This is a genomic window from Dyadobacter psychrophilus (assembly GCF_900167945.1).
In the GTDB taxonomy this organism is placed as follows: Bacteria; Bacteroidota; Bacteroidia; order Cytophagales; family Spirosomataceae; genus Dyadobacter; species Dyadobacter psychrophilus.
The window spans coordinates 1,621,581-1,645,603 of sequence record NZ_FUZA01000002.1 but is presented as its reverse complement, the minus strand read 5'-3'; the positions used below and the strand labels follow the sequence as shown (position 1 = coordinate 1,645,603).

The following is a 24,023-nucleotide window of genomic DNA, read 5'->3' as shown; positions in this document are numbered from 1 at the left end:
GTTCTCACACCATCGCCTCCGCGGAATGTACCCAGCATCAAACCATCTGTAATAGGCTTGTTGTTACAAGGGATCATGTTGCCTTGCTGTGTTCCCAGGTAATTGTTACCCATTGTACTTGGGTCAATGGAGTTGATACATGAGTTAACAATCCGGTTTCCGTCCGTGTTGTTAGGAAACTTATTGTTATCCATGTGCAGCAGAATGGCCGTGTTATCAAATGCCTGCGATTTGCGGCTCTGATCAGGGTTACCGTCCCATCTAATGTAGATCCTGTTCTGATGGATGATTGTGTATACAGGCTTTCCACCTACATTTCCCAGGAACTCGTCGTGAGTCCATACCATTGGCTGAGACGTTCCAGGTTTTGTTCCGCAGACTACCTGCGACGCCACAGCCATTTGCTCTTTCCGTAACGCATCATCCGAGGTTGCCGCCATGAGGCCCAGCAACCCGCTCGCGAAAATTAACTTCTGTAAAAATTTCATCAATCTTAATCAGGTAAATGTTGAAGAACTAAATTTTAATGGGAAAAAAAATGCGTAACAAGACTCCGGAACCGCCGAAGTTTGTCGTTTTCAGGTGAAAGGGGCGAGCCCTGATTTGAAAATTCTGACTGAAGAGTGTAACTCCTTGACAAAGAGTATGTAATGTTATTAGGTAATTTATTTTGTCACAGATAGAATATGTTTGTAGTAGAATAATCCCTCGAAATGTAGTAATAATTTATTTAGTAACAACGGGGAAAAATAAAAATTATGAATGCGTATATGAACCGTTAAATAAAAAGTTCCCCGCCTTCAATATAATTTTCAATACAAAAGCAGCGTCAGCGCCCACGGCAGGCTATTTTTTGGGAAGGATTAAGAAATTGTAAAATTTTTGAAAAATTTTTGGCCAGCCATATGTCTTTAAAACAGAAGGTTAGACACGTCTGAAAATTTACTGACACAAAAACTTTTGTCCTCGATTTGGAAGGAAATATTTAAAATGTACCTTTGCACCACGATTGAGGAACGGGACACGAGGTAAAAAAGCTGAGGCTAGCAGTTTAATTAGCAAAACGATTCCGTAGCTCAGCTGGTAGAGCAATACACTTTTAATGTATGGGTCCTGGGTTCGAATCCCAGCGGGATCACTGAAAGCGCCTCAAAGGGCGCTTTTCTTGTTTAAAATGGTCGGAAAATCAGCCTGTTGAAGATTTGTGAATCATTCCTGATCAAAGTAAACCAACCGATTCGGTTACCTTTTCGGTTACCTATCTGATTTTCTAAATTAGGTAACCGAATTTCCGATAATAGCTTGTGTGATGTGATTTTGAGGAAATCGATGCGTCGCCTGCGGGATGTCCCCATAGGGAAACATTAGATCACTTAAAAGTGTGAAGGATGAAAAGCAATCAGAAACTTTCGATCCTGTTCTGTCTCTTCAAGGCCAAAGCGACCAAAGACGGCAAAGCGCCAATCTATGTCCGGGTTACCATCGAGGGACTCGAAGATGAAATCTCCCTAGGAAAAAAGATGCACCCAGACGACTGGTGCTCCAAAACCAAAAAAGTGACCGCGCCTGGCATGGAAGGCAAATTGATCAATATTGCTATTGATCAGACACGGACTGCGCTTACTTCCCAATTCATGGTGCTGCAATCCCAGTTTGAAAGCATTACACCAACCATGCTGAAAAACGTCTTCAAAGGAAAGCCGGTAGAGGACAAGCCTGACGCCTGCAAGCAAGCTTTGAAGAAAGAACAGACGCTGCTCGAAGCATTTGATGAGCACATCGAAAAGTTTGAGCTGATGGTCGGACGCGGGATGCGTTCCGACAATACGCTTCGGCACTGGCGAAAGCTTAAAAGGCATGTCACTGCCTTTATTAAATATCAGTACAAATGCTCCGACCTCAAATTTCCGCAGCTGTCCGGCCTTTTTGCAGAAGAGCTCTATGACTACCTGACCCTTCATAAACCCAAACCGCTTGCCGAGGTTTCTGCCAGGAAAGATGTCAAGTCGACCAGGCAAATAGTAAGATCGGTGTCAAAAAGGATTTCATTACCAGAAACCCTATGGAAGGTTTCAAGTGCTCTGGTGGGGAAGTGGAGGTTATCCCGCTGGAATTCGAGCAGGTCGAGCGCATCTACCGAAAGAAGATGCACGTAGAAAGGCTCGCCGAGGTCCGGGATGCATTCATCTTCCAGTGTTTCACTGGATTTGCCTATCAGGATATCTATAACCTAACCCGCGACAGTATTGTGCTGGTCGGCACAACCAGGGAACGGTGGCTGTTGCGCAAACGCGGAAAGACCCAGGTCGGCGAAATGGTGCCTATCCTGCCGATCGTTGATGAACTGATCGACAAATACAGGGACCATCCTTACTGTATCACCTTTGACAAACTGATCCCTGTAAACAGCAATTTTCGCTACAATACCTATTTAAAGGAGATCGCAGACCTGTGTGATATCCGAGACATTACAGGAAGTATCCGAAAACTTGACACCCATGATGCCCGGCATTTCTTTGCAGATATAATGCTAAACAATGGCGTCCCCTTGGAAGATGTTAGTAAGATGCTTGGCCATAAGAACATCCGGACGACGATGCGGTACTGTCGCGTGAGAAAATCCAGGATCAGCGAAAATGTGGCAAAAGTCCGCCAAAAGCTCTTTTCAAAGACGGGCAGCCTTCGGCGTGTTGCGTAAATAAGCGAAGCCGTGGCCAGGCTTGGTCACGGCTTCCTATCAATACAGCTCATACCAGAGACGCTGAATATGTACTCGTCATTCATCCTAACCTCGGTACCAAATCCATGTCCAGGCAAGCTTCTTCCAGTTTCTCAGCGGCTTACTATGATCGTCTAGCCATTTGCGCTGCTGATAATGCATAAAGAAATCTATCGCCTGTCTATTTGGAGATGATTGTTGGGAGAAGTAAACGCTGACTTGACGCCAGCTGGGCGGGACCTGGCTGCCGAACCCATTCGCTGCCGTGTTGCGCTTATTTTTCATTTGCCCATGGGTATTTTGAAACGTTCAAACATCTTCTCGATATCCTCGCGGTCATAATAGATCACCCCCCCCAATGCGCATATAGCCCAGCTGACGATTTGCCCGAAGCTGGTGAAGTTTGCCAGGCGATATATCCAGCAGCTTTCTTACTTCCCTGGATTTGAGCCATTGCTTGGTTTGGGCCGCGCTGCTCGGTTTCAGCATTATCCGCAACTGCTCGAGCATTTGATCTTTACACTTTTCCAGATCTGCCAGTGTGACCAGCTGATTGGCGTAAACGGCGGCATTCTTTTCGCTTTTCTTTTCCTCTTTTACCATTGCCTGTTTCGTTTTCTTATTTGACCAAATTGAAGCACCACAAAGGCAGTCAGTGCCCTTCGCAATACTCGTTGGCTGAAAATAGTGCCGACAATCCAGATTTTTGTTCCCATTTTTCTCATGGAATAAAAAGAAAAAAGCTGCAAGATGCTGGCCTGCATCGTGCAGCTTAGACAATCTTCAATAATCAATGAATATGTGTCCACCGTACTCGCTATGTCCATCCAGGAATAGGTCCCTGGCGAAGGATTCATAATCAAAGTAACGCTCGAGAGCAGCTGGTGCTCCGAATAGCATCCCGGCATCTTCAACATATTGGTAAGCGTAATCGAGCTTGGCATCTTTCATCGCGCCTCCAAAGTATCCGCGGTAGTTCTCCCTGAAACATTCGAGTTGATCTTCCAACTCATATCCATTGGAGGGCCAGCTGTTAATGTGGTTGCTATAGATCTCAAATGCTTCGGCGGTATCTTCATCCATTTCGCTGATCGCTTCAAAGTATGCGAAAGCAATCTGGTGCAGGCTGCATTCAGAGATCAGGAAGTCCGGGATGTTCTCCCAGTCTTGAAACATCAATTCCGGATCCAGCTCATTCCGGTGGAATTCGAAGCAGTCTTGCAGATAGTCTTTGAGGTTTTCGTAATCTGAAAGGTCAAACCATTTACCAAACAGTGAACCGTTGTTGTATTGACCATAAGTACCAACGTAGATTCGTGGAGCTTTCTCGAAATCGTTCATGATTGAAAGGCATTTAAGTAGCTAAGGCCCCAGCTTCGTGCTCAGGGCAATCGCTGCCTTCCACTCAAAGAAGAAATGACGGGGCGAAGCCCCTTGGTGCAAGCCCATCCGGCGGTTTAAGGTGCGGCGGGCAAATGCGGGTTTAGCTAAAAAGCCGGATGACGGAGTGCAGGCTTGCAGCCGTCATTTTTTGCTTTGTAACTTTCGTTTGCGCCGGTCACAGTCTAAGTAAATTCAAATTATAAATTCTCATACAACTCATGCGAGGGCAAAATATCAGACGTTGATATATAAGATGGCAATTTGAGACACAAGCAATCATCTGTTGTTGTTTGGCTGACCTGTGTAAACTTCAGGACTCTTTTGCACGAAAATTTTAAAATTAAATTGCCCTGATATAGGCTTTACGACTTGCAATTGGAGGGAAAAGAAATCCAGGACAAGGCAAAATACTGCAATGCGGTTTGGGCCCGCGTCGGTAAAGCTGCCATGGAGGGCTAAGTCAGAAGGCAAAAGAAGAAGCGATTCACCCGGTGCAGCTGCCGATCCGGAACGAATGGGAAAGCAATCGGTGTCTCACTGAATGGCAACTACATAGCAGTTGGGACAAGGTTGGAATAGTGGTTGATTCTCAGTATCTTTCTTTTAGAAAACTACATGGCTATGAAAAAGCTACTTCGCTGGATACGCATAATTATATTCTACCCTTTCCGGTTATTTGGTATAACCAACGGGCGCATGATCATTTATAAATCGTTAGATGTAGAACCATGAAAAACAAGATCGTAAGCTGGCTCGTATTTATACTTTGCTTTCCTTTCTATGGGCCTATGAGATGGCGTAAATAAAGGAAAGTGTTTTTGAGTGATATTCAGGGAAGTGTCGTAATTCGACATAGTCGTTGCAAAAAGCTAATGGCTTGCCTTAATCCCGGACCAAACGAACTGAGATTCCGACAGGAACTTGAACATCCCAACGGAACGCTTTTTTTAAATTTCGTTTATTGCTACTTGGAGGGCCGCCATAGTGAAAGTTCCACCCCCAGACTTTATCAACCGAATTAGTAAGTGTGGACGTCCAAAAGATACCTAAAACACCTTGGGCAAAATAACTGCCATCAGGTTTCCGGTGACCTCCTGCTGGCGCGTCGAACCCGCTGCTATTTGTACCGTTACCGTCCTCATTCCAGCCTTTGGTGCTTTTTAACGCTTCACCGGCGCTGTCCTTGCCGCCAAAATGATTCACAAGAACAGCCCATTCGCTATCCGTCGCTAAATGCCAGCCGCAGGGGCAGGCTTTTTTCGCTGCCTCCCAGGTGTAAAGCAAGCCCAGCTCCTTCCGATTATTTTCATTATCATCATAAGCATAGCTGCCTTCCACTTTATAGTTCAGGTTTTGTGCCAACCAGGTAACGGTTTTGCCGGTTGAGTCTTCCTTAAAGCTCATCGTTTTATACGTTTGACCATCGCGCGAGTCAGTGAAGGTGCCAGTAGATTGGGCAATTCCTTCTTGTGTCAAAAACAAGGCAGCAAGCACGGTAAAGATGTATTGTTTCATCATTATTGTTTCAGATTAAACGTTCAGGAAAATTTGAACAAGCCTTGCAGGATTTTTTCAGCGGATCATCAGGATAATTTTTATTGCCAACGAATAACGCTGTTGGTTTTATTTGCGAAAACCAATATTGTGACGTGTTGCTACTGTCTAGTTATCTGCGTCTAAGTATGAAACAACCCTTTGAATATCAAGTAAATTTGAAAAGTCTATGTCAGTCGATCTCAGATATCTTTTTATATCCTTATTTTTTTTAGCATAAAGCTTAAAAAGGCTTTTTTGTGAAACTGATGAAATAATACCGTTAGAATCGACGAAATGATATGTTGTTTTCAAATGGCGCTTCAATGGTAAGACAGTGTTTTGCCAGTGAAATTCACTGTTGGCATTAGAAATATAGAGAGAGGTAGGTATTGACGAAGATGGGTTGTCTAAATATTTTGGGGACGAAGTAGATGCCGGATTGGTATTATCAACATACTTGGTGATCATGCCAATTCTACCCTGTGAGAAAGCAGATACAATTTCTAGGTCATTATCTTCATCTTTGGGAGCGAGTATAAACTCGCATCCACTTACTAATATGCGATCTATTAAATACTTATTAGTGAGCAGAAGTGTGTCACCATGACCATTGATAAACTGTAATTTACCGTATCCTAAGTGATAATTCACTAATACTTTACGAGACGTTTTATTTCGAAAGTAAATGACACTTTCTCTGAAGTTTTCAAACCTAAAAGCATGAAATACACTATCGACACTCTTAGGCACATTTGTTGGAGCAGGATATTTTAGTGATCCAAATAACAAAAGGGACATTAGAACATTTATCATACGCTTGTTATTGTTTGCATAAGTTCTTGACTATCAAACAAAAGATGCACGTTTAAGCCTCGTATACTCTATTGTACATAAAAATTTTATCGTTAGGCGCAATGCAGATCTGGAACTATCAACAGTTACCTCGTACCGCAGGCAACATCATTTAGAATCACCTGAGACAACCGCTGTTAAACAAACCTAGCACTGCTAAAAATCACCGTTAAAACGGTGCAAAACATTTCTAAAATTCACAGACAGACATTAATAGTAATTGTAACCATTTAAAAGTTATTCCAACAAGAAAGTAGTCATGTGACCATTGTTCATTGTGAGGCTAATCACTTTTTAACGATCTTACAGGGTTCATTAATGCCGCTTCTATACTTTGGAAACTGACCGTAATCAGAGCAATAACGATCGATAGCATCGCAGCAAATACCCACCATTCGCTATCAATCCGGTAATTAAAGTCTTGCAACCAGCGAGTCATCATATACCAGGCAATTGGGAAGGCAATCAGAATTGCAAATAATACAGGTCTAAGAAAGTCTGTTGACAGTAGCGTCACAATGCTCGCCACCGAGGCCCCCAGCACCTTTCGAACACCAATTTCTTTGGTGCGTTGCTCGGCTGTAAATGTGGCCAGACCAAATAAACATAAACAAGAAATGAGGATAGCAATTGTAGTAAATACAGTAAAAAGCACCTGAACACGTTGTTCAGCGCGATACATGTTGTCGAAACTTTCATTTAAAAAAGAGTATTCAAAAGGCTGACCTGGTGCAACTTTCTTCCATCTGCTTTCCAAAACGGATAGTAAGGATACCATATCTTCGGTTTCTAGTCTCAGTGATAGCGCATCCCTATTTTTGCCTGCGACGATATCCGTATCAAGCATAAGGCACAACGGTTCAATCTTAGTCCGTAGCGTTTCGTAATTGAAATCTTTCACAACCCCTACAATTGTTAATTGTTCACCACCTTGTTTGTGAATGGTTTTACCAACCGGCTGTTTATAGCCAAGCTGTTTGGCGGCACTTTCGTTGATCACTACACGATCAGAATCGGTCACTTGACCCTTTGTAAAATAGCGGCCTTGAAGCAACGTCATTTTAAATACCTGCCATTATGCCAATTGAAGCAGCGAACGAAAAAAGCCCGATTGCACTTGGGATACTCAAGAGCTCAGATAATGATAGACTTAGAGAAGTCAATGTGTTAAAAAGAGGCAGTAAAGAGAAGACCAGCCCCAATGCACAGAGCATGGATATGAAAGCTATCAACATGGATTCGGACAAGAATTGCGATACCAAACCTTTTCGGGTAGAGCCTAATACCCTCCGAACTCCAATTTCCCTGGCTCGCTTGATGGAGCGGGCTGTTGTCAGATTAATGAAATTGACAACAGCGATCAGTAAGATGAACAATCCAATACCAGTGAAGATATACACATACTCGATACTACCGTTTGGCGTTAGCTCGCCTGCCCTTGGGGAATGAAGGTGAATATCAGTCAACGGGATTAGCGAATATCGAAAGTAGTTTCCTTGCTTTCATGCTTCGGCTAATGATGTGCTGAAGAATCGCTCCTGGCTATGTTAATGATCTATTCAACCTATTTCTTGAACAGGATAGAACCTACTGCAAATTCTGCAAGGTATTCCATTCCGCCTGTCATAAAGTACTGACAACTAACGCATAAGTATAAAACATTTACTTAATACTTAACTATGAATGGCTATAATTTTGGGATAAGCCACAATTTCTGAAAAGTACGACACGAAATTTAACTTCAAAATAACCCTTTACGCTGTGAAAACAATACTACTGATATTGGCACTTATTTGTGCGAACCTGACTGGCCACGCACAATGGAGCACAGATCCGATGCAAAGCAATCTAATACGTCAGGGAACGAACACGATAAGAGAATTTACCCATCACACAGATAATAATGGTGGAACGTTCCTTGTCTGGGAAGATTGGAGAACGTTTGGGCCAAATATCTACGCACAACGCATTACAACGGAGGGGTTACCTCAATGGGGCGAAAATGAGGGCCACATCGTGCGTGCCATGCAAGGGAACGATGAACTGATTGCAACTATCGATGAAATCGGATCGATAAGTGATGGAAATGGCAATGCCATCATTGCATGGTCAGATACACGGGATGGCTCCCATGTTTATGTTCAAAAGATTAATGGAACTGGTCAGACACAATGGCAATTTAGGGGAATTAACATATGCACCGATTGCCATGGGGAAAGAGTTAAAATTGTAGGTGATGGAAATGGCGGAGCTATTATCGCCTGGAGAGGCATTAAGGGTACTGATTTTAGTCAACCATCAGAAGTTTATATTAATCGAATCAATAGTGACGGTGTAGGCGTATGGCAAAATGAGGTTATTAAAGTCACTCAGAGCGAAGAGTTTGGTAATGATTTTTTAAATATAGTTAGTGATGGAAACGGGGGCGCAATATTAACCTGGAAGCAAAACTCGGATTGGGAGTATAGCCCTAATCCAATGCTCGCACAACGAATCGATCAGAATGGCAATGCACTTTGGGACGCTGATGGGGTTCCTATGGGTATTATTAGTTCCGGCATACATCAACCTAGTTCCATTGCTGATGGCAATGGTGGAATAATAACAGTTTGGTATGACGTCCGTAATTCTTCCGGGAATCTGTATGCGCAAAGGATCAATTCGGACGGACAACCTCAATGGACACTTGGAGGACTGCCCGTTTGTACTGCGACTGAAGATCAGACTAATCCCAGGATCATCAGTGATGCGCAAGGAGGCGCGATCATCGCTTGGCAAGATGCGAGAAATGGCTCTTCTGATCATGACATCTACGCGCAACGGATCAATACAAGCGGCCAGGCTCAATGGACAGCTGACGGAATACTTGTATGTGCGCGACCTTCCAATCAAGTTGGTCCACAAATGACCCCTGACGGCGAAGGCGGGGCTGTCGTGGGTTGGACTGACTACCCGGTTGACGACATTTTCTATGACGAGGCAGATGCATACGCCCAGCGCCTGAATGGCGCAGGAGCTTTACTTTGGGGAAACAATGGCGCCCCGGTTGCCATTGGAGGAAGTCAGGGCCTCGTGGCAGTTACCAATGACGATAACGGAGGTTTCGTTGTTGTCTCGCGGACTGGTGACAGCATATTTGCATCCCGCCTCAACAAAGATGGCTCGCTTCCAGTAACCCTGGTCTCTTTTGAGGCCCACAAGGAAAATAACAACGCAGTTCTAACCTGGAAAACCAGTCAGGAAACCAATAACAAGGGTTTCGAAATCGAACGCAGTGATGATGGGAAGCATTTCGAAAAGATTGGCTTTGTAGACCCATACAGTTACAGCTCAGACACCATTCGCAGCTATCAGTATCTGGACACAAATCCTTTGTCAGGTTCCAACTACTATCGCCTGAAACAACTGGATCATGACGGAAAATCTGCGTACAGCAAAATCGCAAATGTTAATATCGGCAAGGTTTCCCGTATGTCCGTTTATCCAAACCCTACGATGGGAGATCTTTTTATCGAAACAGAGCGCGCCAGTGGACGTATACAGATCACAGACATGCTTGGCCGGACTGTTTTTGAAAAGCGTATGGTTAAGCCCAGGACATATATTGATGTCAAAGGTCTGTCGCCGGGAATGTATATTCTCAGGGAGGGGACATCCAGTCAGGTTTTTGTGAAGCAATAAATGTTGGACCAGCTGGCTGACCACAGACAAGCTAATGCGAAGCTAACTACTCTGAATCGGCGGCTGTCTTAGGTTTTCTTCCACGCGGCTTTCCGGTATATTCCGGTTTTGGTGCGGAATTTTCAAAGGTAGCTGATATCCTACAGCTCCTTCTTCATAACGAAACATTCTGACAGAGAAGTTCACCTTCGCACTTTCGAAATCAGTTCCTCCCTTCTTTAATATCAGTGCAAAGGAATAACATATCCGCCACGTCCGCTTCTTTCAAATGAAAAAGCCTGCTCAACACTTCCTGATGGAACCAGGTACAATGACTTGATTTTCCTTTTACCCATGTCTGTGCCGATCTTGAACTGGGTTGACGCAGCATTGATACCTAGTTCCTCTAAGGTAACAGACGGAAATACTAGTTTGCCAGTGGCAGAGATATAGCCGGTTGGCAATGGCTTCGCTTTGCGTGCCGATTTCTGAACCTGCACGTTTTCTTCTGGCGCAAAGAATTTTATTGATTTAATTTTCATTGGTGCTTTTTATGGGTTATTTCCCGCTAAAATAGGTTACTAAAAATCTGCTGAGCCTACAACCAGCTAGGGGACATTAATTACCGTAGAAGGTAATGGCCAGATGTACAATTGTAATACAATTGACTCTGGCCCGCCCAAACGCTCCGAAGTCGCTGGCGGAAGAATTTTATAAATTTTCCTATCTTTGAATCAATTGCAAGCTGACCACCACAATTTGGTGAGTGACAAGGTGAGTACCAGATTTGACAGGACGTAAAAACTTGATAAACAATTTGTTATCTTGAAAAATATGATCCCAGCGGGATCACTGAAAGCGCCTCAAAGGGCGCTTTTCTCGTTTAAAATAATCTGAAAATCAGCTTTCCGAAGATTATTAAACCATTCGTGATCAGAGTAAACCAACCGATCCCGTTACTCGTCTGATTATCCAAATTAGGTAACCGATTTCCAAAATAATTGGTATGATGCTGTTTTGAGGAAATCGATGCGTCACCCCGAGTATCTGGTGCTTCAAAGCTAACGCGACCAAACACGGCGAAACGCCAAGCTATGTCCGTATCATCATTGAGGGGCTCGGCGATGAAATTTCTTTGGGAAAAAGTGTGCACTCAGACCACTTGTGTTCCGAAGCCTAAAAATGACTGCTTGCAAAGGGTTCTGCCAGAAAAGAAATATATGAACACTAACTAAGTTCGAGCGGCAGCTGACCAGCCAGTTTTGCTCTCGATTCCGAACAACTTATGTTCGGAATCGGACATTGCGATATTTCAATTAATTAGTCAGGAGCGTCAGAGGACGCTTTTTTCTTGGCGAAAAAAACAGGCAAACTATTTGTATGACAAAATAGAGACTAATCATTTAAGTAATGAAAAGAACCAATTTAGGTGAATTTGAAGAGATTGTATTGCTTATTGTAGCCATACTGGACGGAGATGCATACGGTGCCACAATCAATCACGAATTGGAGCGTCATACAGGACGAAAGGTAACTTTTGGAACCGTCCATAATACATTGATCCGCCTGGAAGAAAAAGGGTGTTTAACATCAAAGCTTGGTGGAGCTACTACGGAAAGAGGGGGCCGGCGCAAGCGTATTTTTGTTGTAACAGCACTTGGTAGTCGCGCAATCAATGACATTCAGCAACTTCGAAACGAGCTTTGGCAGATGGTTCCTCCTCACTTTTTGAAACTTACTTGAATATGAAGCCAGGAACTGCACCCCATAATCAAACTCCCCCGCGCTGGGCTCAGCGACTTCTCTCGTGGCTTCATCCCTCCGACACCTTGGAGGAAGTGCAGGGAGATATGGAAGAATTGTATGGATGGTGGTATAAGGAAAGAGGCCGCCTTTATGCAAATATCCGTTATCTGATTAGCATCGTATCGGTAATGCCACCCTTTATCCGTCGTCGTCAAACCCGTCAAAATTATCGCCAACCCTTATTAATACATCCAGCCATGATTCGAAATTATTTCAAAGCCGCATTCAGGAGTCTATCGAAAAATAAACTCTATTCGTTTGTCAACCTTGCCGGACTTACACTGGGTCTTGGTGTTGCTATCACGCTGTTCTGGATTGTCCGCTTCGAGTATAGCTTTGACCGTTATCACTCAAAAGCAGATCGTATTTATCGCGTCAATTCAATAGATAGGTTTGGCGAGCAACAGCCGCACATTCATCAGACCATTATAAAAACATTAAAAACGCAGTTTCCCCAGATCGAAAAAGCGGCGAACTTGTACGGCTGGGGCGCCAAGACTGTCAAAGCAGGGACGAAAATTTTTAACCAGAACAATGTCTTTTTCACGTCTGGGGATATGTTTGATATCATTGATGCAGAATGGATTGAAGGATCGCCTAAACAGTCTTTGAACGCTCGGGGAAATGTGGTAATCGATGACGAAACTGCCCTAAAAATGTTTGGTGGAAACGCGATGGGCAAAACCTTTCGATTCGATAACCTTACCGATCTTACCGTATCTGGTATAATTCGCAAGCTTCCCGTCAATTCCGAATTTCCTCTGCAAATGATCATTTCCTGGGAGACCTTGAAGCAATTGCAGCCAGAATTCAAAAATGAAGATTCCTGGGGCGGCGGCGATTCGATGGATCAGGGATTTGTTTTGTTAAAAAAAGGCGCTTCTGCTGAACCTGTGAATAAAGGCCTGACAAGCTTGGCGCTGAAACACCAGGATGACACCGGTATAGCGAAGTTCGTGCTGCAACCATTGTCTGAAATGCATTTTGACACGGAAAAAGATGCATATAATTACTCCATGTCTAAGTGGATTATTTATTCGCTGGCCTGCATTGGCATGTTCCTCATATTGATCGCATGCATTAATTTTATCAATCTGGCTACCGTTCAGTCTATCCAGCGAGGCAGGGAAATTGCCATGCGAAAAGTATTGGGAAGTGGTAAAGGTCAGCTGATCGGACAGTTTTTTGGTGAAACGGCCATTCTGGTTTTCGTTGCGATCGTTTTTGGAAGCCTGCTTGCAGCAAACCTGATCCGGTATTCATCCGAAATGCTCAATACGCAGGCAGCGCAGTCGGAAATATGGCAAGGGAGCACGATTGTATTTTTATTGATCCTTGGAATTGCCGTAACCTTTCTTGCAGGCATTTATCCCGCCGTGATGCTCTCCAAGTTTGAACCGATAAGAGCATTGCAAAGTCGCCTTTCTGTTCCTTCCGGCCGTGGAGTTTCATTGCGTTCCAAATTGATCGTCCTGCAATTTGTGATAGCCCAGGTCCTGGTTATATGCACAATCCTGGGCGTGAAGCAAGTGAAATATTTTTATAGTAAAGACCTTGGGTTTGAAAAGAGCGGCATCATAACCGTTGCGATACCCGATCGTAATGCAGCCAACTGTGAAAGGTTAAGATCCCAGATAATGCAACACGGCCAGATCCGGGATGTAACGTTCGGACTTACCACCCCGGCCAGTCACCGCAATCATTGGTGGGGTAGGATTAAGCATCATGCGTTTGCCGATGGTGAAGAGACTTTTCGCATTCAGCATGTTGATACCAATTACTTCGATTTCTTCCATATCCCGTTGGTCGCAGGCAGGAAATTAACATCCACCGATACAACTTCCGAACTGGGAACAAGCAAGGAGAATACGGATGTGATCATTAATGAAAAAGCGGCTACTGACCTGGGATTCAAAAATCCGGAAAAGGCGATCGGTCAGAAACTTGAAATATGGGGATCAAAGGGCACGGTAGTGGGTGTTGTACGAAACTATATTTCAGAAGACTTGAAAAGTAAGCTGATGCCACACATTTACTTTTACACAACCTGGAACTTGCAATTAGCAAGTATCCGAATTGATCCGCAGCAGAAAGCGGCCGCATTAGCCGTCATTGAAAAATACTGGAAAGCGATGTATCCCAATCACTACTTTGAAGCGAAGTTTTTAGAAGACGATATCACCAAGTTTTATGATAACGAAAAGAAGCTTTCAAATTTTCTCCAGCTTTTTGCGGGGATAGGAATTTTGATCGGTTCTCTCGGTTTGTTTGGGCTTGTCTCATTTGTTGTGACACAACGCACGAAGGAAATCGGTGTTCGAAAAGTATTGGGAGCAACTGTTCCAAGCATTGTGAAATTACTATCCAAAGATTTCTTAAAGCTGGTATTAGTAGCTTTTATTATTGCCGTCCCGCTTGCATGGTATGCCATGAGCAGGTTTTTAGAAGGCTATACTTATAAAACGGACATTGAATGGTGGATTTTTGCAATGGCTGGAATGCTCTCTGTCGTGGTTGCATTCCTGACAATTAGTTTTCAAAGTATCAAAGCTGCATTGATGAACCCAGTTAAAAGTCTAAAATCAGAATAATTGGAAAACTGTTGAGGGATAATGCATGTGAAGTTGGGTCAGACCGAAGCCAACGGCAAAGTGTAAAGCCATTAAATGCGCTGTCGTCTTTTTTATAAATAGATTTTAACTATTAAAATATAGAATTAATCGATTGTTATTATCTTGTTCAAAACTATAACTTGCCATCCTGCAATTTATCTATCGCAGGAGAAAGTTTTAAAATCATGAACTTGTAACAATGGAAAAAGACTCAAATGACATTAGCAAATGCCCGTTCCATAACGGCACGATGAGCCATAATGTGGGCGGCGGCGGCACCAGGAACCGTGACTGGTGGCCTAACCAGTTAAAACTAAGCATTTTGCGTCAGCACTCGTCCAAAACGAACCCGCTGGAACCGGAATTTGATTATGCCGAAGCATTTAAAAGTCTCGATTTGCAAGCCGTTAAGGCTGATCTGCATGCGCTGATGACCAATTCGCAGGACTGGTGGCCGGCCGATTTTGGACACTATGGACCGCTTTTCATTCGCATGGCGTGGCATAGCGCAGGAACTTACCGCGTATTCGACGGTCGGGGCGGTGGTGGTTCCGGACAACAGCGTTTTGCGCCGCTGAATAGCTGGCCTGACAATGTGAGTCTGGATAAGGCCCGCCGTTTGCTTTGGCCTATCAAACAAAAATATGGGCAGAAACTTTCCTGGGCCGATTTAATGATCCTGACAGGAAATGTGGCGCTGGAATCGATGGGCTTTAAAACGTTCGGCTTCGCTGGCGGACGCGCTGACGTCTGGGAACCTGATGAAGACGTTTACTGGGGTGCGGAAACCACCTGGTTGGGTAATGACGAGCGTTATGCCAATGGCGTGGCAGGCGTTGCGGGCCATGGTGTGGTTTCGTCGGACGAAGATCCGGGAGAAGGGATCCACTCGCGCACCCTCGAAAAGCCGCTCGGTGCTGCACATATGGGTCTTATTTATGTGAATCCCGAAGGGCCGGACGGAAATCCCGATCCTGTTGCCGCTGCAAAGGATATCCGCGATACATTTGGCCGCATGGCCATGAATGATGAAGAGACCGTTGCCCTGATCGCGGGCGGACACAGTTTTGGTAAAACCCACGGAGCCGCGCCTTCGGACCACGTAGGCAATGAGCCTGAGGCTGCTGACGTAGAGTCGCAGGGATTGGGTTGGAGCAATAGCTTTGGTTCGGGACGCGGTGCAGATACGATTACCAGCGGATTGGAAGTGATCTGGACAACGACGCCAACGCAGTGGAGCAACAATTTCTTCGAAAACCTCTTCGCCTTTGAATGGGAATTAACCAAGAGCCCGGGCGGGGCACATCAGTGGGTTGCTAAAAACGCAGGTAACATTATCCCGGACGCATACGACAGCTCGAAAAAGCATGCGCCGACGATGTTAACGACGGATCTGGCGCTGAGGCTCGATCCCGCTTATGAAAAGATATCGAGGCATTTTCTGGAAAATCCGGATGCATTTGCGGACGCATTTGCCCGTGCATGGTTCAAGTTAACACACCGTGATATGGGCCCGCGTGCGCGTTACCTGGGTCCGGAAGTGCCGGCGGAAGTGCTTATCTGGCAAGATCCTATCCCGGCGGTTGACCATGCGCTGATCGATGAAAACGATATTTCGGCTTTAAAATCAAATATTCTGGCGTCTGGTTTGAGCGTGTCTGAGCTGGTTTCAGCGGCCTGGGCTTCGGCTTCGACATTCCGTGGTTCTGATAAGCGCGGCGGTGCAAATGGGGCACGTGTTCGCCTGGCTCCTCAAAAAGATTGGAAAGTAAATAATCCTGCTCAGTTGCAAAAAGTGCTTGGTACGCTGGAAAGCATTCAGGGTGAATTCAATAGCACCCAGTCAGCAGGCAAAAAAGTTTCACTGGCTGACCTGATCGTTCTTGCAGGTGGTGCCGCCATCGAAAAAGCAGCGAGCGATTTCGGACATTCGATCAGCGTTCCGTTTACACCTGGCCGTATGGATGCGTCCGCAGCGCAAACAGACATTGAATCGGTTAGTTACCTGGAACCGGCGGCTGATGGCTTCCGGAATTACCGCGGCAGCACTTACTCGGTCTCTACGGAAGAATTGCTGATCGACAAAGCGCAGTTGCTGACCCTTACTGCACCGGAATTGACCGTATTAGTAGGCGGGATGCGTGCATTAAGTACAAATTTCGATGGTTCTAAAAATGGTGTGTTCACATCACGTCCAGGTCAGTTAAGCAATGATTTCTTTGTTAACCTGCTGGATATGAATACGGCGTGGAAAGCGATGGGCGAGGACAAAGAGGTTTATTTGGGAAGTGACCGCACAACCGGCCAGCCTAAATGGACCGCCACACGCGCTGATCTGGTTTTCGGTTCGAATTCGGAGTTGCGCGCTATTGCGGAAGTGTACGCGAGCGCAGACGCGCAAGGCAAATTTGTGAAGGATTTCGTCGCTGCCTGGACGAAAGTAATGAATCTGGACAGATTCGATCTGGCTTGACCAGCATAATGTTCATTGCAAAAAGGGGCGTCTCGATTGTGAGATGCCCCTTTTACTATTTTCCCGAACGTTTATCGGCAAGCATAATTTCTACAACTCCATATTTCCCCTCATCGCCATATTTTTTCGCACCTTCCGCTTCATTAAGAACCTTGATATAATATTCCTGTTCCGTTAGTGCGATGGTCTCATTCAATTTCATGGGATTGCCGTTGATAACCATGTAATTGATTCCTTTGATAAATGAGAAGGTGCCGCTTCCCTTGAACTTCTGATTGGTCAGGTGAACCTTCACATCGTTTCCTTTCAGATATAACGCGCGATCTGCATCTGACCAGAATAGCTCTGACGCATGAAAGGTGCCCGCCAGCTTTGGAAGTTTTTGTGCGGTCAGCGGCTGGATGCTTTCGGGGATTTTCGGCATTGCCGGTGCGTTATTAGCCGTAATGCGTGGGTTCTTGAATGTGACGGGCAATGTTGTCGGTAAAGCTGAGGTGTCAAATGCCAGGCCTGCCATCAGTAGTCCCCCGAGCGTGTTCATAGTTTTCATTGGTTCTGATTTTTTGATTTTTTCAACTATGACGGGATTTTGCAGAATGGTGGCAGTTGTGGAATCATTTAATTGAGATAACTTCTTTGCCGTGGAATCCAGTGTGCGCGAAGTGATCACCGGAACCAAATTCTTCTTTTCAGAAATTACATCATATTTTAAAATCGCTATCAAAACCATTACAGAGGCAACGGATGAAATGCCGTACTTCAAATAGGTTTTATTTGACATGAACGGCCTTGAATTTGAAACTGGTGGCAAATCAAGCGCAATGTTTTCAGGACGGTTTTTCAGAGGTTCTATTTCAAATCCGTTCAATCCTTTTGTAATCAAGCTGTCAATATGCCAAAATCGGGAGGGAAAGAGTAGCAATAGGAATGTTCGTCTTCGTTTTTTATCTTCTTGAAGCTTAGCTTGAAGCAGTTGGCGTATCTTCTTTCTTGCACGTGCCAGATGTGATTTAGAAGTTCCTTCGCTGATGCTAAGCCTCGCGGCGATCTGTGCATGCGAAAAATTATCGATTACATAAAGATTAAAAACCAGGCGGTGGTGCTCTGGCAGATATCCGATGACCTCTAAAAGCTCGGCTTCGGAAAATGTATGGAGATCGTTATGGCTATTTTCATCCTCAACGTCGCTATAAATGAAGGTTGTGGCGGCTGGGCGATCCAGGTTATCCGATTTTTTCCGCTCCCTGAGATATTGAAGGGCTACGTTCACAACAATGCGTCGGAGCCAAGCCTCAAATGGTCCCTTGTTTTCAAAACTCGACGCTTTGTTGATTGCGACTACAAATGCATCGTGTGCCAGATCCTCAGCTGTTTGCCGGTCTTGCGTGTAACGCCAGCAAACGCCGATCATTTTGGCAATGTTCTGCCTGTATATGGATTCCCAAAAATTGTTTGACCTGTTGTCCATATCGAAAACTTACCTCCCTATGATGCCATCTCTTCAAATGGTTGCAGCTTAGATTCGGGAAAATTTACGCAATTGCAGCATCAAACAGGCAACTCAACAAAAAACACCGTCCCGGCGTCCTTAGCAGGTTCAAACCAGATATTGCCTCCGTGTGATTCCACGATTTGTTTACAGATAGAAAGACCAATTCCATACGATTGCTCACCAGCCGTTCCCGACCTTTTTGCACTGTTTAAAGGAAGAAAGATCTGGTCCTTCAAATTTTCAGGTATACCAATCCCATTGTCTTCCAAAGACAGCAAGACCATATCACTTTGCCGTTGCAGAGTGATCCGGATTGTGCCGCCGGATTGAGAAAATTTGATGGCATTGCTTAGCAGGTTACAGAAAACCCGCCAGATTTTTTCGCGGTCAACCGGGACTATGACAGGATCATAATGATAGTGAATTTTCTGCTGTTTGTCGTTGGCTTTGTGACTCAGCATATCAATGCAGGACTGCACAATTTCCTGTAAGGCAACCTCATGCTTGACAATGCGCTCGCGGTCCGACGTTGATTCCAGGATCTGGCTGATCAGTGTGTTTGCCTTTCCCGCCGAAAGCTGAATGCCGGATATAAGTACACCCTGTTCTTCCGAAGGCTCTTCGTCCCAGAAAAGCATGTGCGAAGCAGAAATGATGGACGCAATCGGGTTGCGAAGATCGTGCGCTACGATCTTCAGAACATGCTCGTTTTCCATTTCCGCCTGTTCCAATGCGTTGACTGTGTCCTGTAAAACAATGTTACTCTGGGTTATAACTTTATTCAACTCCGTGACAGCCCTTAAATTGACAATACTTTTTCGGGCATTCCGCCAGATCAGATAGGCAATGGTGCCGAGAGTGATAGAGAGGATAATGGTGAAATACAAAAACAATTTCTCGCGGGCGTCTTTTTCATTTTCCATCTCAATCTCGTGCTGCCGCCGGACTTGCTGCAGCAACTGCCCGACATCGATCCGGTTCTCCGCATTTTTTGCAAATTTGGCAGCGCGGTCCGCTTCCATGCTGGCGATCAGCAACCTGCCGGCATCTTCGAACCGGCCCTGCCCAAATAAGACCGATGCCTGCATTTTTTGATACGCGCTGGTATTAGCAGCTTGATCTGATGCCCCAGGCAGCGTTTTTAAGATTTTAAGCTGCGCATCAGCCTCGTTAAATTGTTTGGTTTCAATGTATATTTTTGCCAGCAACTCCCGCGACTCCCGTTCCACGTCTATGGACCAGTCAATCTCGTCATCATGCTGAAGGCAGCTCTTTACAAGTCTTTCCGCGGTTCTCCATTCGCCTTTTAACGCATAGGCCTCAGCCTGATTCTTTAAAATGACGATTTGGGCGAACTTGATAAAGTTCTTTTCCTTGGGGAATTCTGCTGCATGATTGTTGATGAAAGCCTTTGCCTGTTGAAGGTAATTTAAGGCCGTGTCAGGTTTGTTCAGCGAAAGATAGGACATTCCAATGTTCCGTAATGCACCCTGCATTTCAATAAATTCCAGTTGAAAACTTCCTGACTTTCCACATTCCGCCAATTCCTTCATTTCATGTTTCCAATATTCAATTGCCTGATAATAGTTTTCCTCCTGGTACGAAATATTTGCAATTCTGCTGCTGTAACGGGCACATTCACACGTTTGGCCGACGGCACTTAAAAAGGATTTTCCATGATAATAATTGTGGTATGCCTGGTAAAACCTTTTCTGTTTCAGCAGATCATCTCCCTTCAATAGCAAGGCCTTTGAATATTCAATCGGATATTGCTCGCGAATGCGGTCCGTGGGGAATAGTTGTAAAAGACTGTCCGTGTAACTCAGCGCCTCTTCGGACAATGTGGAATCCCTGTGACTGAGCACTTTCATAAACTTGTAGTAGCGCATCCTGTCGCCCAAACCTAGGTTGCCAAGTGTAGACGTCAGCGAATCAAAGGATTGAATGGCGGTCTTTATCCCGATTTTCCGTGAATTGCGATCCAGGCTGTCGATCCATACGCTCATTTGGTTTTTATGATCAATTTCCCTGGATTTTTGGCATCCTGTAAAACCCCAGATCAAAACAAACGAAAAAAAAATAATGCTGCCTTCGTTCAAATGTGTGAGCTGATAGAAATAATTCCTCATTAGTAGAATATGTTTTAGCAATTGGATGCTACCAACAAAGCAGCCTTTAAAAAAATTTACTGAAAAATTTGCGTAGCTAAATGACTACATGTATATTCGTAGCCAAATAACTACATAATGAATTTAAGACGAGACGTATTTCAGGCAATAGCAGACCCGACACGAAGAGCAATACTTCTGTTGGTTGCAACGCAAACGATGACCGCCGGCGCAATAGCCGCCAACTTTGATACTGCGCGGCCGACGGTTTCGAAACATTTGTCGATACTTACCGAGTGTGAGTTACTGGAACAACATCAGAATGGCCGGGAGGTTTACTATCACATTAATGCCAGGAAAATGAAAGAGGTGGCCGATTTTATTGAACCGTTCCGCAATATGTGGGACGACAGGTTCAACAAACTGGAATCGATTATGAAAAATTACAAATCCGACAAATAAATATGGAGCGCAAAACCAAAGTGCACGCCGAGGAAGGCAAACAGGAAATTATCATTACCAGGGAGTTTGATCTGCCTTTGGATTTACTTTTCAAGGCATACATGGAGCCGGAGATCGTGGCGCAATGGATGGGGACAAAAGTACTGAAACTCGAAAATAAAAAGCATGGCGCCTACGAGTTTGAAACGTCGGACCCACAGGGGAATGTGCTGGTAAGGATCAATGGTGTCTATCCCGAATTCATTCATGAGCAGCGCATTACGAGGACATTTGAAATGGAAAATACACCCGGTTCGCCATTCCAGTTCGAGATTCAACTAGAATTCCTTGATTTTGAGAAAGTCACCAGCGAGACCAGTAAACTCACCATGCAAATTGTTTATAAATCGGTGGAGCTCAGAGATCAAATGTTGAAAATGCCTTTTGCCCAGGGCATTAACATGGCGCATAACAGATTACAGGAAGTTGTAAACCATTTAAAATAACATAATCATGACGAAGCGAAACAAGATCATTTACTGGATTGCAACTCTCTGGCTTTCATTGGGAATGGTGTCGAGCGGCGCTGTGCAGCTAATCAAGCTGAAAGAGGAAGTAGATATGATGACGCATCTGGGCTATCCGCTTTATTTTCTGACCATTATCGGTGTTTGGAAAATGCTGGGCGTGATTGCCGTGCTTATTCCTCAATTTCCATTGGTAAAGGAATGGGCATATGCGGGTTTTTTCTTTGCCATGTCAGGAGCTGTTTTCTCACACATTGCGGCTGGTGACGGTGCTAAGGAGTTTTTTGGGCCAGTCTTATTAATCGTTCTTACGGTTGTGTCCTGGTATTTCAGGCCGGAATCGCGCCGGTTAAGGAGTGCTCTTTAAATTCTTTTCGCCACGGATACACGGATTTACACTAATTTAAATAGATATGAAAAATAACAAAAAACAGCTTTCCGAAGAACAGGCAAAGGAGCTTTTAAGTACATTGAAAAACCGCTTTGAGAAAAATATGGCCCGTCATAAGGGTTTGGAATGGAGTAAGATACAAGCAAAGCTGGAAGCTGGTCCGGAAAAGCTGTGGGTGCTGGACGAAATGGAAATCACAGGCGGTGAGCCGGATGTGGTTGGTTATGATGAGAAATCGGATGCGTATATCTTTTTTGATTGCTCCGCGGAAACTCCAAAGGATAGAAGAAGCCTTTGTTACGACCGCGCTGCGTGGGAATCGCGGAAAGCCAACAAACCGGAAGGCACGGCGATGGACAGGGCCGCCGAAATGGGCATTGAGCTTTTGACGGAAGCGGAATACCAGGAATTACAGACATTGGGGAAGTTCGATTTGAAAACATCAAGTTGGCTGAAAACCGGCGCGGATGTAAGGAAACTGGGTGGTGCCATTTTCGGTGACCGCCGCTTCGACAGGGTTTTTATTTACCACAACGGCGCCGATTCTTACTATGCAGCAAGAGGTTTCCGTGGCTCAATCAGGGTTTAATTTAAAAAAATAGCATTATGACGCTCAAAGAAACACTCGACCAGCTCGAATCGCTCGGCAGTGAGAAGATGCGGGATTTTTACCGGAAGCGTGGTGCGGGCGAGAACCAGTTTGGCATAAAATTGGGCGAGATCCGAAAGGTGGCAGACAAAATTAAGACGGACCATGCATTGGCAATGGCACTTTGGGACACCGAAAACATGGAAGCCCGGCTTTTGGCAACATTGATCATCGTTCCCAAAAAGCTATCGGCGGAGGAGCTGGACAGGATGGTAAAATCGGAGAAATATACCCAGGTTGCGGACTGGCTGTATTCCTATGTTATCAAAGATCATCCCGAACATGAATTCTTGCGGAGGGAGTGGATGAATTCCGATGATATTATGGCGGCCCGGGCCGGATGGAGCCTTACAAGCGGCTGTGTGGCGCGTAACCCCGAGGTGCTGGACCTGCCCGCGATCCTTGATCGAATTGAATCAGAAATGCCAGGTGCGGCGCCGGAAGTCCAGTGGACCATGAATTCAGCACTTGCTAATATTGGGATCAAATTTCCGGAGCACCGGGAACGCGCCCTTGCAATAGGGGAGCGGCTAGGCGTTTTTCGGGATTATCCCGTTTCCAAGGGCTGTACTTCGCCTTTCGCGCCGATATGGATCAATGAAATAGTCCGCAGGCAAGGGTGAAAACCTAGGAATGTTTGATGCCCAAAACATTGAACAGTCCATCCCGGAACGACTTGCCGATGGGCAACCTATGGCCTTGAAGCGAGACTTCATCAGGAAAAATATCTTCGATGAAATGTACATTGACCGAAAATCGGCGGTGTATACGAACGAAGCGGTCGGGATCCAGATGTTCCATGAAGTCATTGATCGTGGAACGCACCATTATTTTTTTGAGTGATTTCAGGTGGAGAAGCACATAGTTCGCCTCGCTTTCCAGATAAAGCAGTTCATCAAAAAATATTTTTCTGAAAACATAGCCGTCCTTGACAAACATAAAATTGCGGCCCTGGTGCGAAGCGCCCTTTTCGGGCTTCGTGTGGCTTCGATGGGCCGTGAAGTTGTTGAAAGCGATTTCAATGGCCGCATATAATTCCTCTTTTGTGAAAGGTTTTACAATGTATGCGTGCGGTTTCACCAGCTTGGCGCGGCCTATGGTTTCAAAGTCGCTATTCGCGGTAAGGAAAATAAAGGGGATCTTATAAGTCTCGTTGATCTTTTCGGCTACATCAAACCCGTCTTTCCGGCCAGCCAGCTGAATGTCCAGTAACACCAGGTCCGGCTTGTCATTATCGAGCATATCCACAGCTTCGGTGTAATTAATGGCCGGCCCGCAATGCGAGTAGCCGAGTTCTTCCAGGCTGTTCAGGATCGTACGGGCAATGACGAGTTCGTCTTCTACAACACCAATTTTTAAAACTGTCATGAGGGT

At 45.0% G+C, this 24,023-nt stretch carries 21 protein-coding genes, 1 tRNA gene and 1 pseudogene; 12 read left to right on the top strand and 11 right to left on the bottom strand.

Going from position 1 to position 24,023, the window contains the following annotated elements:
• A pseudogene (locus B5X68_RS13825) lies at window positions 1-488 on the bottom strand (hypothetical protein); the annotation flags it as partial.
• A 577-nt stretch (window positions 489-1,065) separates the two neighbouring features.
• On the opposite strand from B5X68_RS13825, the gene B5X68_RS13820 reads away from it, so the two are divergent.
• The 3 genes from B5X68_RS13820 to B5X68_RS29225 all read left to right on the top strand — a co-directional run bounded on the left by B5X68_RS13820 (window position 1,066) and on the right by B5X68_RS29225 (window position 2,698).
• Window positions 1,066-1,138: transfer RNA gene (locus tag B5X68_RS13820), tRNA-Lys, on the top strand.
• 250 nt (window positions 1,139-1,388) lie between these two features.
• Entirely contained in the window at window positions 1,389-2,156 is a 768-nt protein-coding gene (locus tag B5X68_RS29230) for a phage integrase SAM-like domain-containing protein (RefSeq protein ID WP_229208403.1), read from the top strand.
• Window positions 2,147-2,698 carry a site-specific integrase gene (locus tag B5X68_RS29225; RefSeq protein ID WP_229208402.1) on the top strand — a complete coding sequence of 184 codons (552 nt, stop codon included), beginning with the start codon at window positions 2,147-2,149 and terminating at the stop codon, window positions 2,696-2,698. Before B5X68_RS29230 ends, B5X68_RS29225 begins: the two co-directional genes overlap by 10 nt.
• A gap of 357 nt (window positions 2,699-3,055) precedes the next feature.
• Here B5X68_RS29225 and B5X68_RS13805 read toward each other — a convergent pair whose 3' ends face one another.
• The 6 genes from B5X68_RS13805 to B5X68_RS29465 form a co-directional block, all read right to left on the bottom strand.
• Window positions 3,056-3,322 (bottom strand): DNA-binding protein, encoded by a 267-nt coding sequence (locus B5X68_RS13805; protein WP_229208401.1) that lies wholly within the window; start codon window positions 3,320-3,322, stop codon window positions 3,056-3,058.
• A gap of 180 nt (window positions 3,323-3,502) precedes the next feature.
• Window positions 3,503-4,060, bottom strand: a complete 558-nt coding sequence (locus B5X68_RS13800; protein WP_082215238.1) for an antirestriction protein ArdA — start codon at window positions 4,058-4,060, stop codon at window positions 3,503-3,505.
• A 924-nt stretch (window positions 4,061-4,984) separates the two neighbouring features.
• Window positions 4,985-5,620, bottom strand: coding sequence for an FISUMP domain-containing protein (locus B5X68_RS13795; protein ID WP_082215237.1), 636 nt, complete (start codon window positions 5,618-5,620; stop codon window positions 4,985-4,987).
• 144 nt (window positions 5,621-5,764) lie between these two features.
• Window positions 5,765-6,451 carry a hypothetical protein gene (locus B5X68_RS13790; protein ID WP_082215236.1) on the bottom strand — a complete coding sequence of 229 codons (687 nt, stop codon included), beginning with the start codon at window positions 6,449-6,451 and terminating at the stop codon, window positions 5,765-5,767.
• A gap of 322 nt (window positions 6,452-6,773) precedes the next feature.
• Window positions 6,774-7,550 carry an ABC transporter permease gene (locus tag B5X68_RS13785; protein WP_082215235.1) on the bottom strand — a complete coding sequence of 259 codons (777 nt, stop codon included), beginning with the start codon at window positions 7,548-7,550 and terminating at the stop codon, window positions 6,774-6,776.
• Window position 7,551: 1 nt separating this feature from the next.
• Window positions 7,552-7,890, bottom strand: coding sequence for an ABC transporter permease (locus B5X68_RS29465; protein WP_374754819.1), 339 nt, complete (start codon window positions 7,888-7,890; stop codon window positions 7,552-7,554).
• Between the two features lie 361 nt (window positions 7,891-8,251).
• On the opposite strand from B5X68_RS29465, the gene B5X68_RS13775 reads away from it, so the two are divergent.
• On the top strand, window positions 8,252-10,171 hold the full coding sequence (locus B5X68_RS13775; RefSeq protein WP_082215233.1) for a T9SS type A sorting domain-containing protein: 1,920 nt from the start codon (window positions 8,252-8,254) through the stop codon (window positions 10,169-10,171).
• 224 nt (window positions 10,172-10,395) lie between these two features.
• Here the strand turns inward: B5X68_RS13775 and B5X68_RS29215 are convergent, their stop codons facing one another.
• Complete coding sequence (locus B5X68_RS29215; protein ID WP_229208399.1) at window positions 10,396-10,692, bottom strand: hypothetical protein; 297 nt, start codon at window positions 10,690-10,692, stop codon at window positions 10,396-10,398.
• Window positions 10,693-11,560: 868 nt separating this feature from the next.
• Here B5X68_RS29215 and B5X68_RS13760 point away from each other — a divergent pair.
• From B5X68_RS13760 to katG, 3 genes are all read left to right on the top strand, one after another.
• Entirely contained in the window at window positions 11,561-11,893 is a 333-nt protein-coding gene (locus tag B5X68_RS13760; RefSeq protein ID WP_082215231.1) for a PadR family transcriptional regulator, read from the top strand.
• A gap of 2 nt (window positions 11,894-11,895) precedes the next feature.
• On the top strand, window positions 11,896-14,547 hold the full coding sequence (locus tag B5X68_RS13755; RefSeq protein ID WP_229208398.1) for an ABC transporter permease: 2,652 nt from the start codon (window positions 11,896-11,898) through the stop codon (window positions 14,545-14,547).
• Window positions 14,548-14,767: 220 nt separating this feature from the next.
• Complete coding sequence (katG, locus tag B5X68_RS13750; RefSeq protein ID WP_082215229.1) at window positions 14,768-17,041, top strand: catalase/peroxidase HPI; 2,274 nt, start codon at window positions 14,768-14,770, stop codon at window positions 17,039-17,041.
• Between the two features lie 55 nt (window positions 17,042-17,096).
• On the opposite strand, the gene B5X68_RS13745 is transcribed toward katG, so the two are convergent.
• On the bottom strand, window positions 17,097-18,509 hold the full coding sequence (locus B5X68_RS13745) for an RNA polymerase sigma factor (RefSeq protein WP_082215228.1): 1,413 nt from the start codon (window positions 18,507-18,509) through the stop codon (window positions 17,097-17,099).
• A gap of 80 nt (window positions 18,510-18,589) precedes the next feature.
• Complete coding sequence (locus B5X68_RS13740; protein WP_082215227.1) at window positions 18,590-20,662, bottom strand: tetratricopeptide repeat-containing sensor histidine kinase; 2,073 nt, start codon at window positions 20,660-20,662, stop codon at window positions 18,590-18,592.
• A gap of 117 nt (window positions 20,663-20,779) precedes the next feature.
• Between B5X68_RS13740 and B5X68_RS13735 the strand changes: the two genes are divergently transcribed.
• From B5X68_RS13735 to B5X68_RS13715, 5 genes are read left to right on the top strand one after another with little or no spacing between them, the layout of a single operon-like run.
• On the top strand, window positions 20,780-21,103 hold the full coding sequence (locus B5X68_RS13735; protein ID WP_082215226.1) for an ArsR/SmtB family transcription factor: 324 nt from the start codon (window positions 20,780-20,782) through the stop codon (window positions 21,101-21,103).
• A 2-nt stretch (window positions 21,104-21,105) separates the two neighbouring features.
• On the top strand, window positions 21,106-21,588 hold the full coding sequence (locus B5X68_RS13730) for an SRPBCC family protein (protein ID WP_082215225.1): 483 nt from the start codon (window positions 21,106-21,108) through the stop codon (window positions 21,586-21,588).
• A gap of 7 nt (window positions 21,589-21,595) precedes the next feature.
• Window positions 21,596-21,976, top strand: a complete 381-nt coding sequence (locus tag B5X68_RS13725; RefSeq protein ID WP_082215224.1) for a DoxX family protein — start codon at window positions 21,596-21,598, stop codon at window positions 21,974-21,976.
• A 46-nt stretch (window positions 21,977-22,022) separates the two neighbouring features.
• On the top strand, window positions 22,023-22,589 hold the full coding sequence (locus B5X68_RS13720; protein ID WP_082215223.1) for a DUF4256 domain-containing protein: 567 nt from the start codon (window positions 22,023-22,025) through the stop codon (window positions 22,587-22,589).
• 17 nt (window positions 22,590-22,606) lie between these two features.
• Window positions 22,607-23,272: a DNA alkylation repair protein gene (locus B5X68_RS13715; RefSeq protein ID WP_082215222.1), complete on the top strand. Its 666-nt coding sequence runs from the start codon at window positions 22,607-22,609 to the stop codon at window positions 23,270-23,272.
• Between the two features lie 4 nt (window positions 23,273-23,276).
• Here B5X68_RS13715 and B5X68_RS13710 read toward each other — a convergent pair whose 3' ends face one another.
• A complete protein-coding gene (locus B5X68_RS13710; protein WP_082215221.1) occupies window positions 23,277-24,017 on the bottom strand; it encodes a LytR/AlgR family response regulator transcription factor in 741 nt (246 codons plus the stop codon).
• Window positions 24,018-24,023 lie beyond the last annotated feature (6 nt).

Excerpts from the sequence above, each read along its gene's own strand:
- B5X68_RS29230 (WP_229208403.1), top strand. The coding sequence starts at position 1,389 with ATGAAAAGCAATCAGAAACTTTCGATCCTGTTCTGTCTCTTCAAGGCC.
- B5X68_RS29225 (WP_229208402.1), top strand. The coding sequence starts at position 2,147 with ATGCACGTAGAAAGGCTCGCCGAGGTCCGGGATGCATTCATCTTCCAG.
- B5X68_RS13805 (WP_229208401.1), bottom strand. The coding sequence starts at position 3,322 with ATGGTAAAAGAGGAAAAGAAAAGCGAAAAGAATGCCGCCGTTTACGCC.
- B5X68_RS13800 (WP_082215238.1), bottom strand. The coding sequence starts at position 4,060 with ATGAACGATTTCGAGAAAGCTCCACGAATCTACGTTGGTACTTATGGT.
- B5X68_RS13795 (WP_082215237.1), bottom strand. The coding sequence starts at position 5,620 with ATGATGAAACAATACATCTTTACCGTGCTTGCTGCCTTGTTTTTGACA.
- B5X68_RS13790 (WP_082215236.1), bottom strand. The coding sequence starts at position 6,451 with ATGATAAATGTTCTAATGTCCCTTTTGTTATTTGGATCACTAAAATAT.
- B5X68_RS13785 (WP_082215235.1), bottom strand. The coding sequence starts at position 7,550 with ATGACGTTGCTTCAAGGCCGCTATTTTACAAAGGGTCAAGTGACCGAT.
- B5X68_RS29215 (WP_229208399.1), bottom strand. The coding sequence starts at position 10,692 with ATGAAAATTAAATCAATAAAATTCTTTGCGCCAGAAGAAAACGTGCAG.
- B5X68_RS13760 (WP_082215231.1), top strand. The coding sequence starts at position 11,561 with ATGAAAAGAACCAATTTAGGTGAATTTGAAGAGATTGTATTGCTTATT.
- B5X68_RS13755 (WP_229208398.1), top strand. The coding sequence starts at position 11,896 with ATGAAGCCAGGAACTGCACCCCATAATCAAACTCCCCCGCGCTGGGCT.
- katG (WP_082215229.1), top strand. The coding sequence starts at position 14,768 with ATGGAAAAAGACTCAAATGACATTAGCAAATGCCCGTTCCATAACGGC.
- B5X68_RS13745 (WP_082215228.1), bottom strand. The coding sequence starts at position 18,509 with ATGGACAACAGGTCAAACAATTTTTGGGAATCCATATACAGGCAGAAC.
- B5X68_RS13740 (WP_082215227.1), bottom strand. The coding sequence starts at position 20,662 with ATGAGGAATTATTTCTATCAGCTCACACATTTGAACGAAGGCAGCATT.
- B5X68_RS13735 (WP_082215226.1), top strand. The coding sequence starts at position 20,780 with ATGAATTTAAGACGAGACGTATTTCAGGCAATAGCAGACCCGACACGA.
- B5X68_RS13730 (WP_082215225.1), top strand. The coding sequence starts at position 21,106 with ATGGAGCGCAAAACCAAAGTGCACGCCGAGGAAGGCAAACAGGAAATT.
- B5X68_RS13725 (WP_082215224.1), top strand. The coding sequence starts at position 21,596 with ATGACGAAGCGAAACAAGATCATTTACTGGATTGCAACTCTCTGGCTT.
- B5X68_RS13720 (WP_082215223.1), top strand. The coding sequence starts at position 22,023 with ATGAAAAATAACAAAAAACAGCTTTCCGAAGAACAGGCAAAGGAGCTT.
- B5X68_RS13715 (WP_082215222.1), top strand. The coding sequence starts at position 22,607 with ATGACGCTCAAAGAAACACTCGACCAGCTCGAATCGCTCGGCAGTGAG.
- B5X68_RS13710 (WP_082215221.1), bottom strand. The coding sequence starts at position 24,017 with ATGACAGTTTTAAAAATTGGTGTTGTAGAAGACGAACTCGTCATTGCC.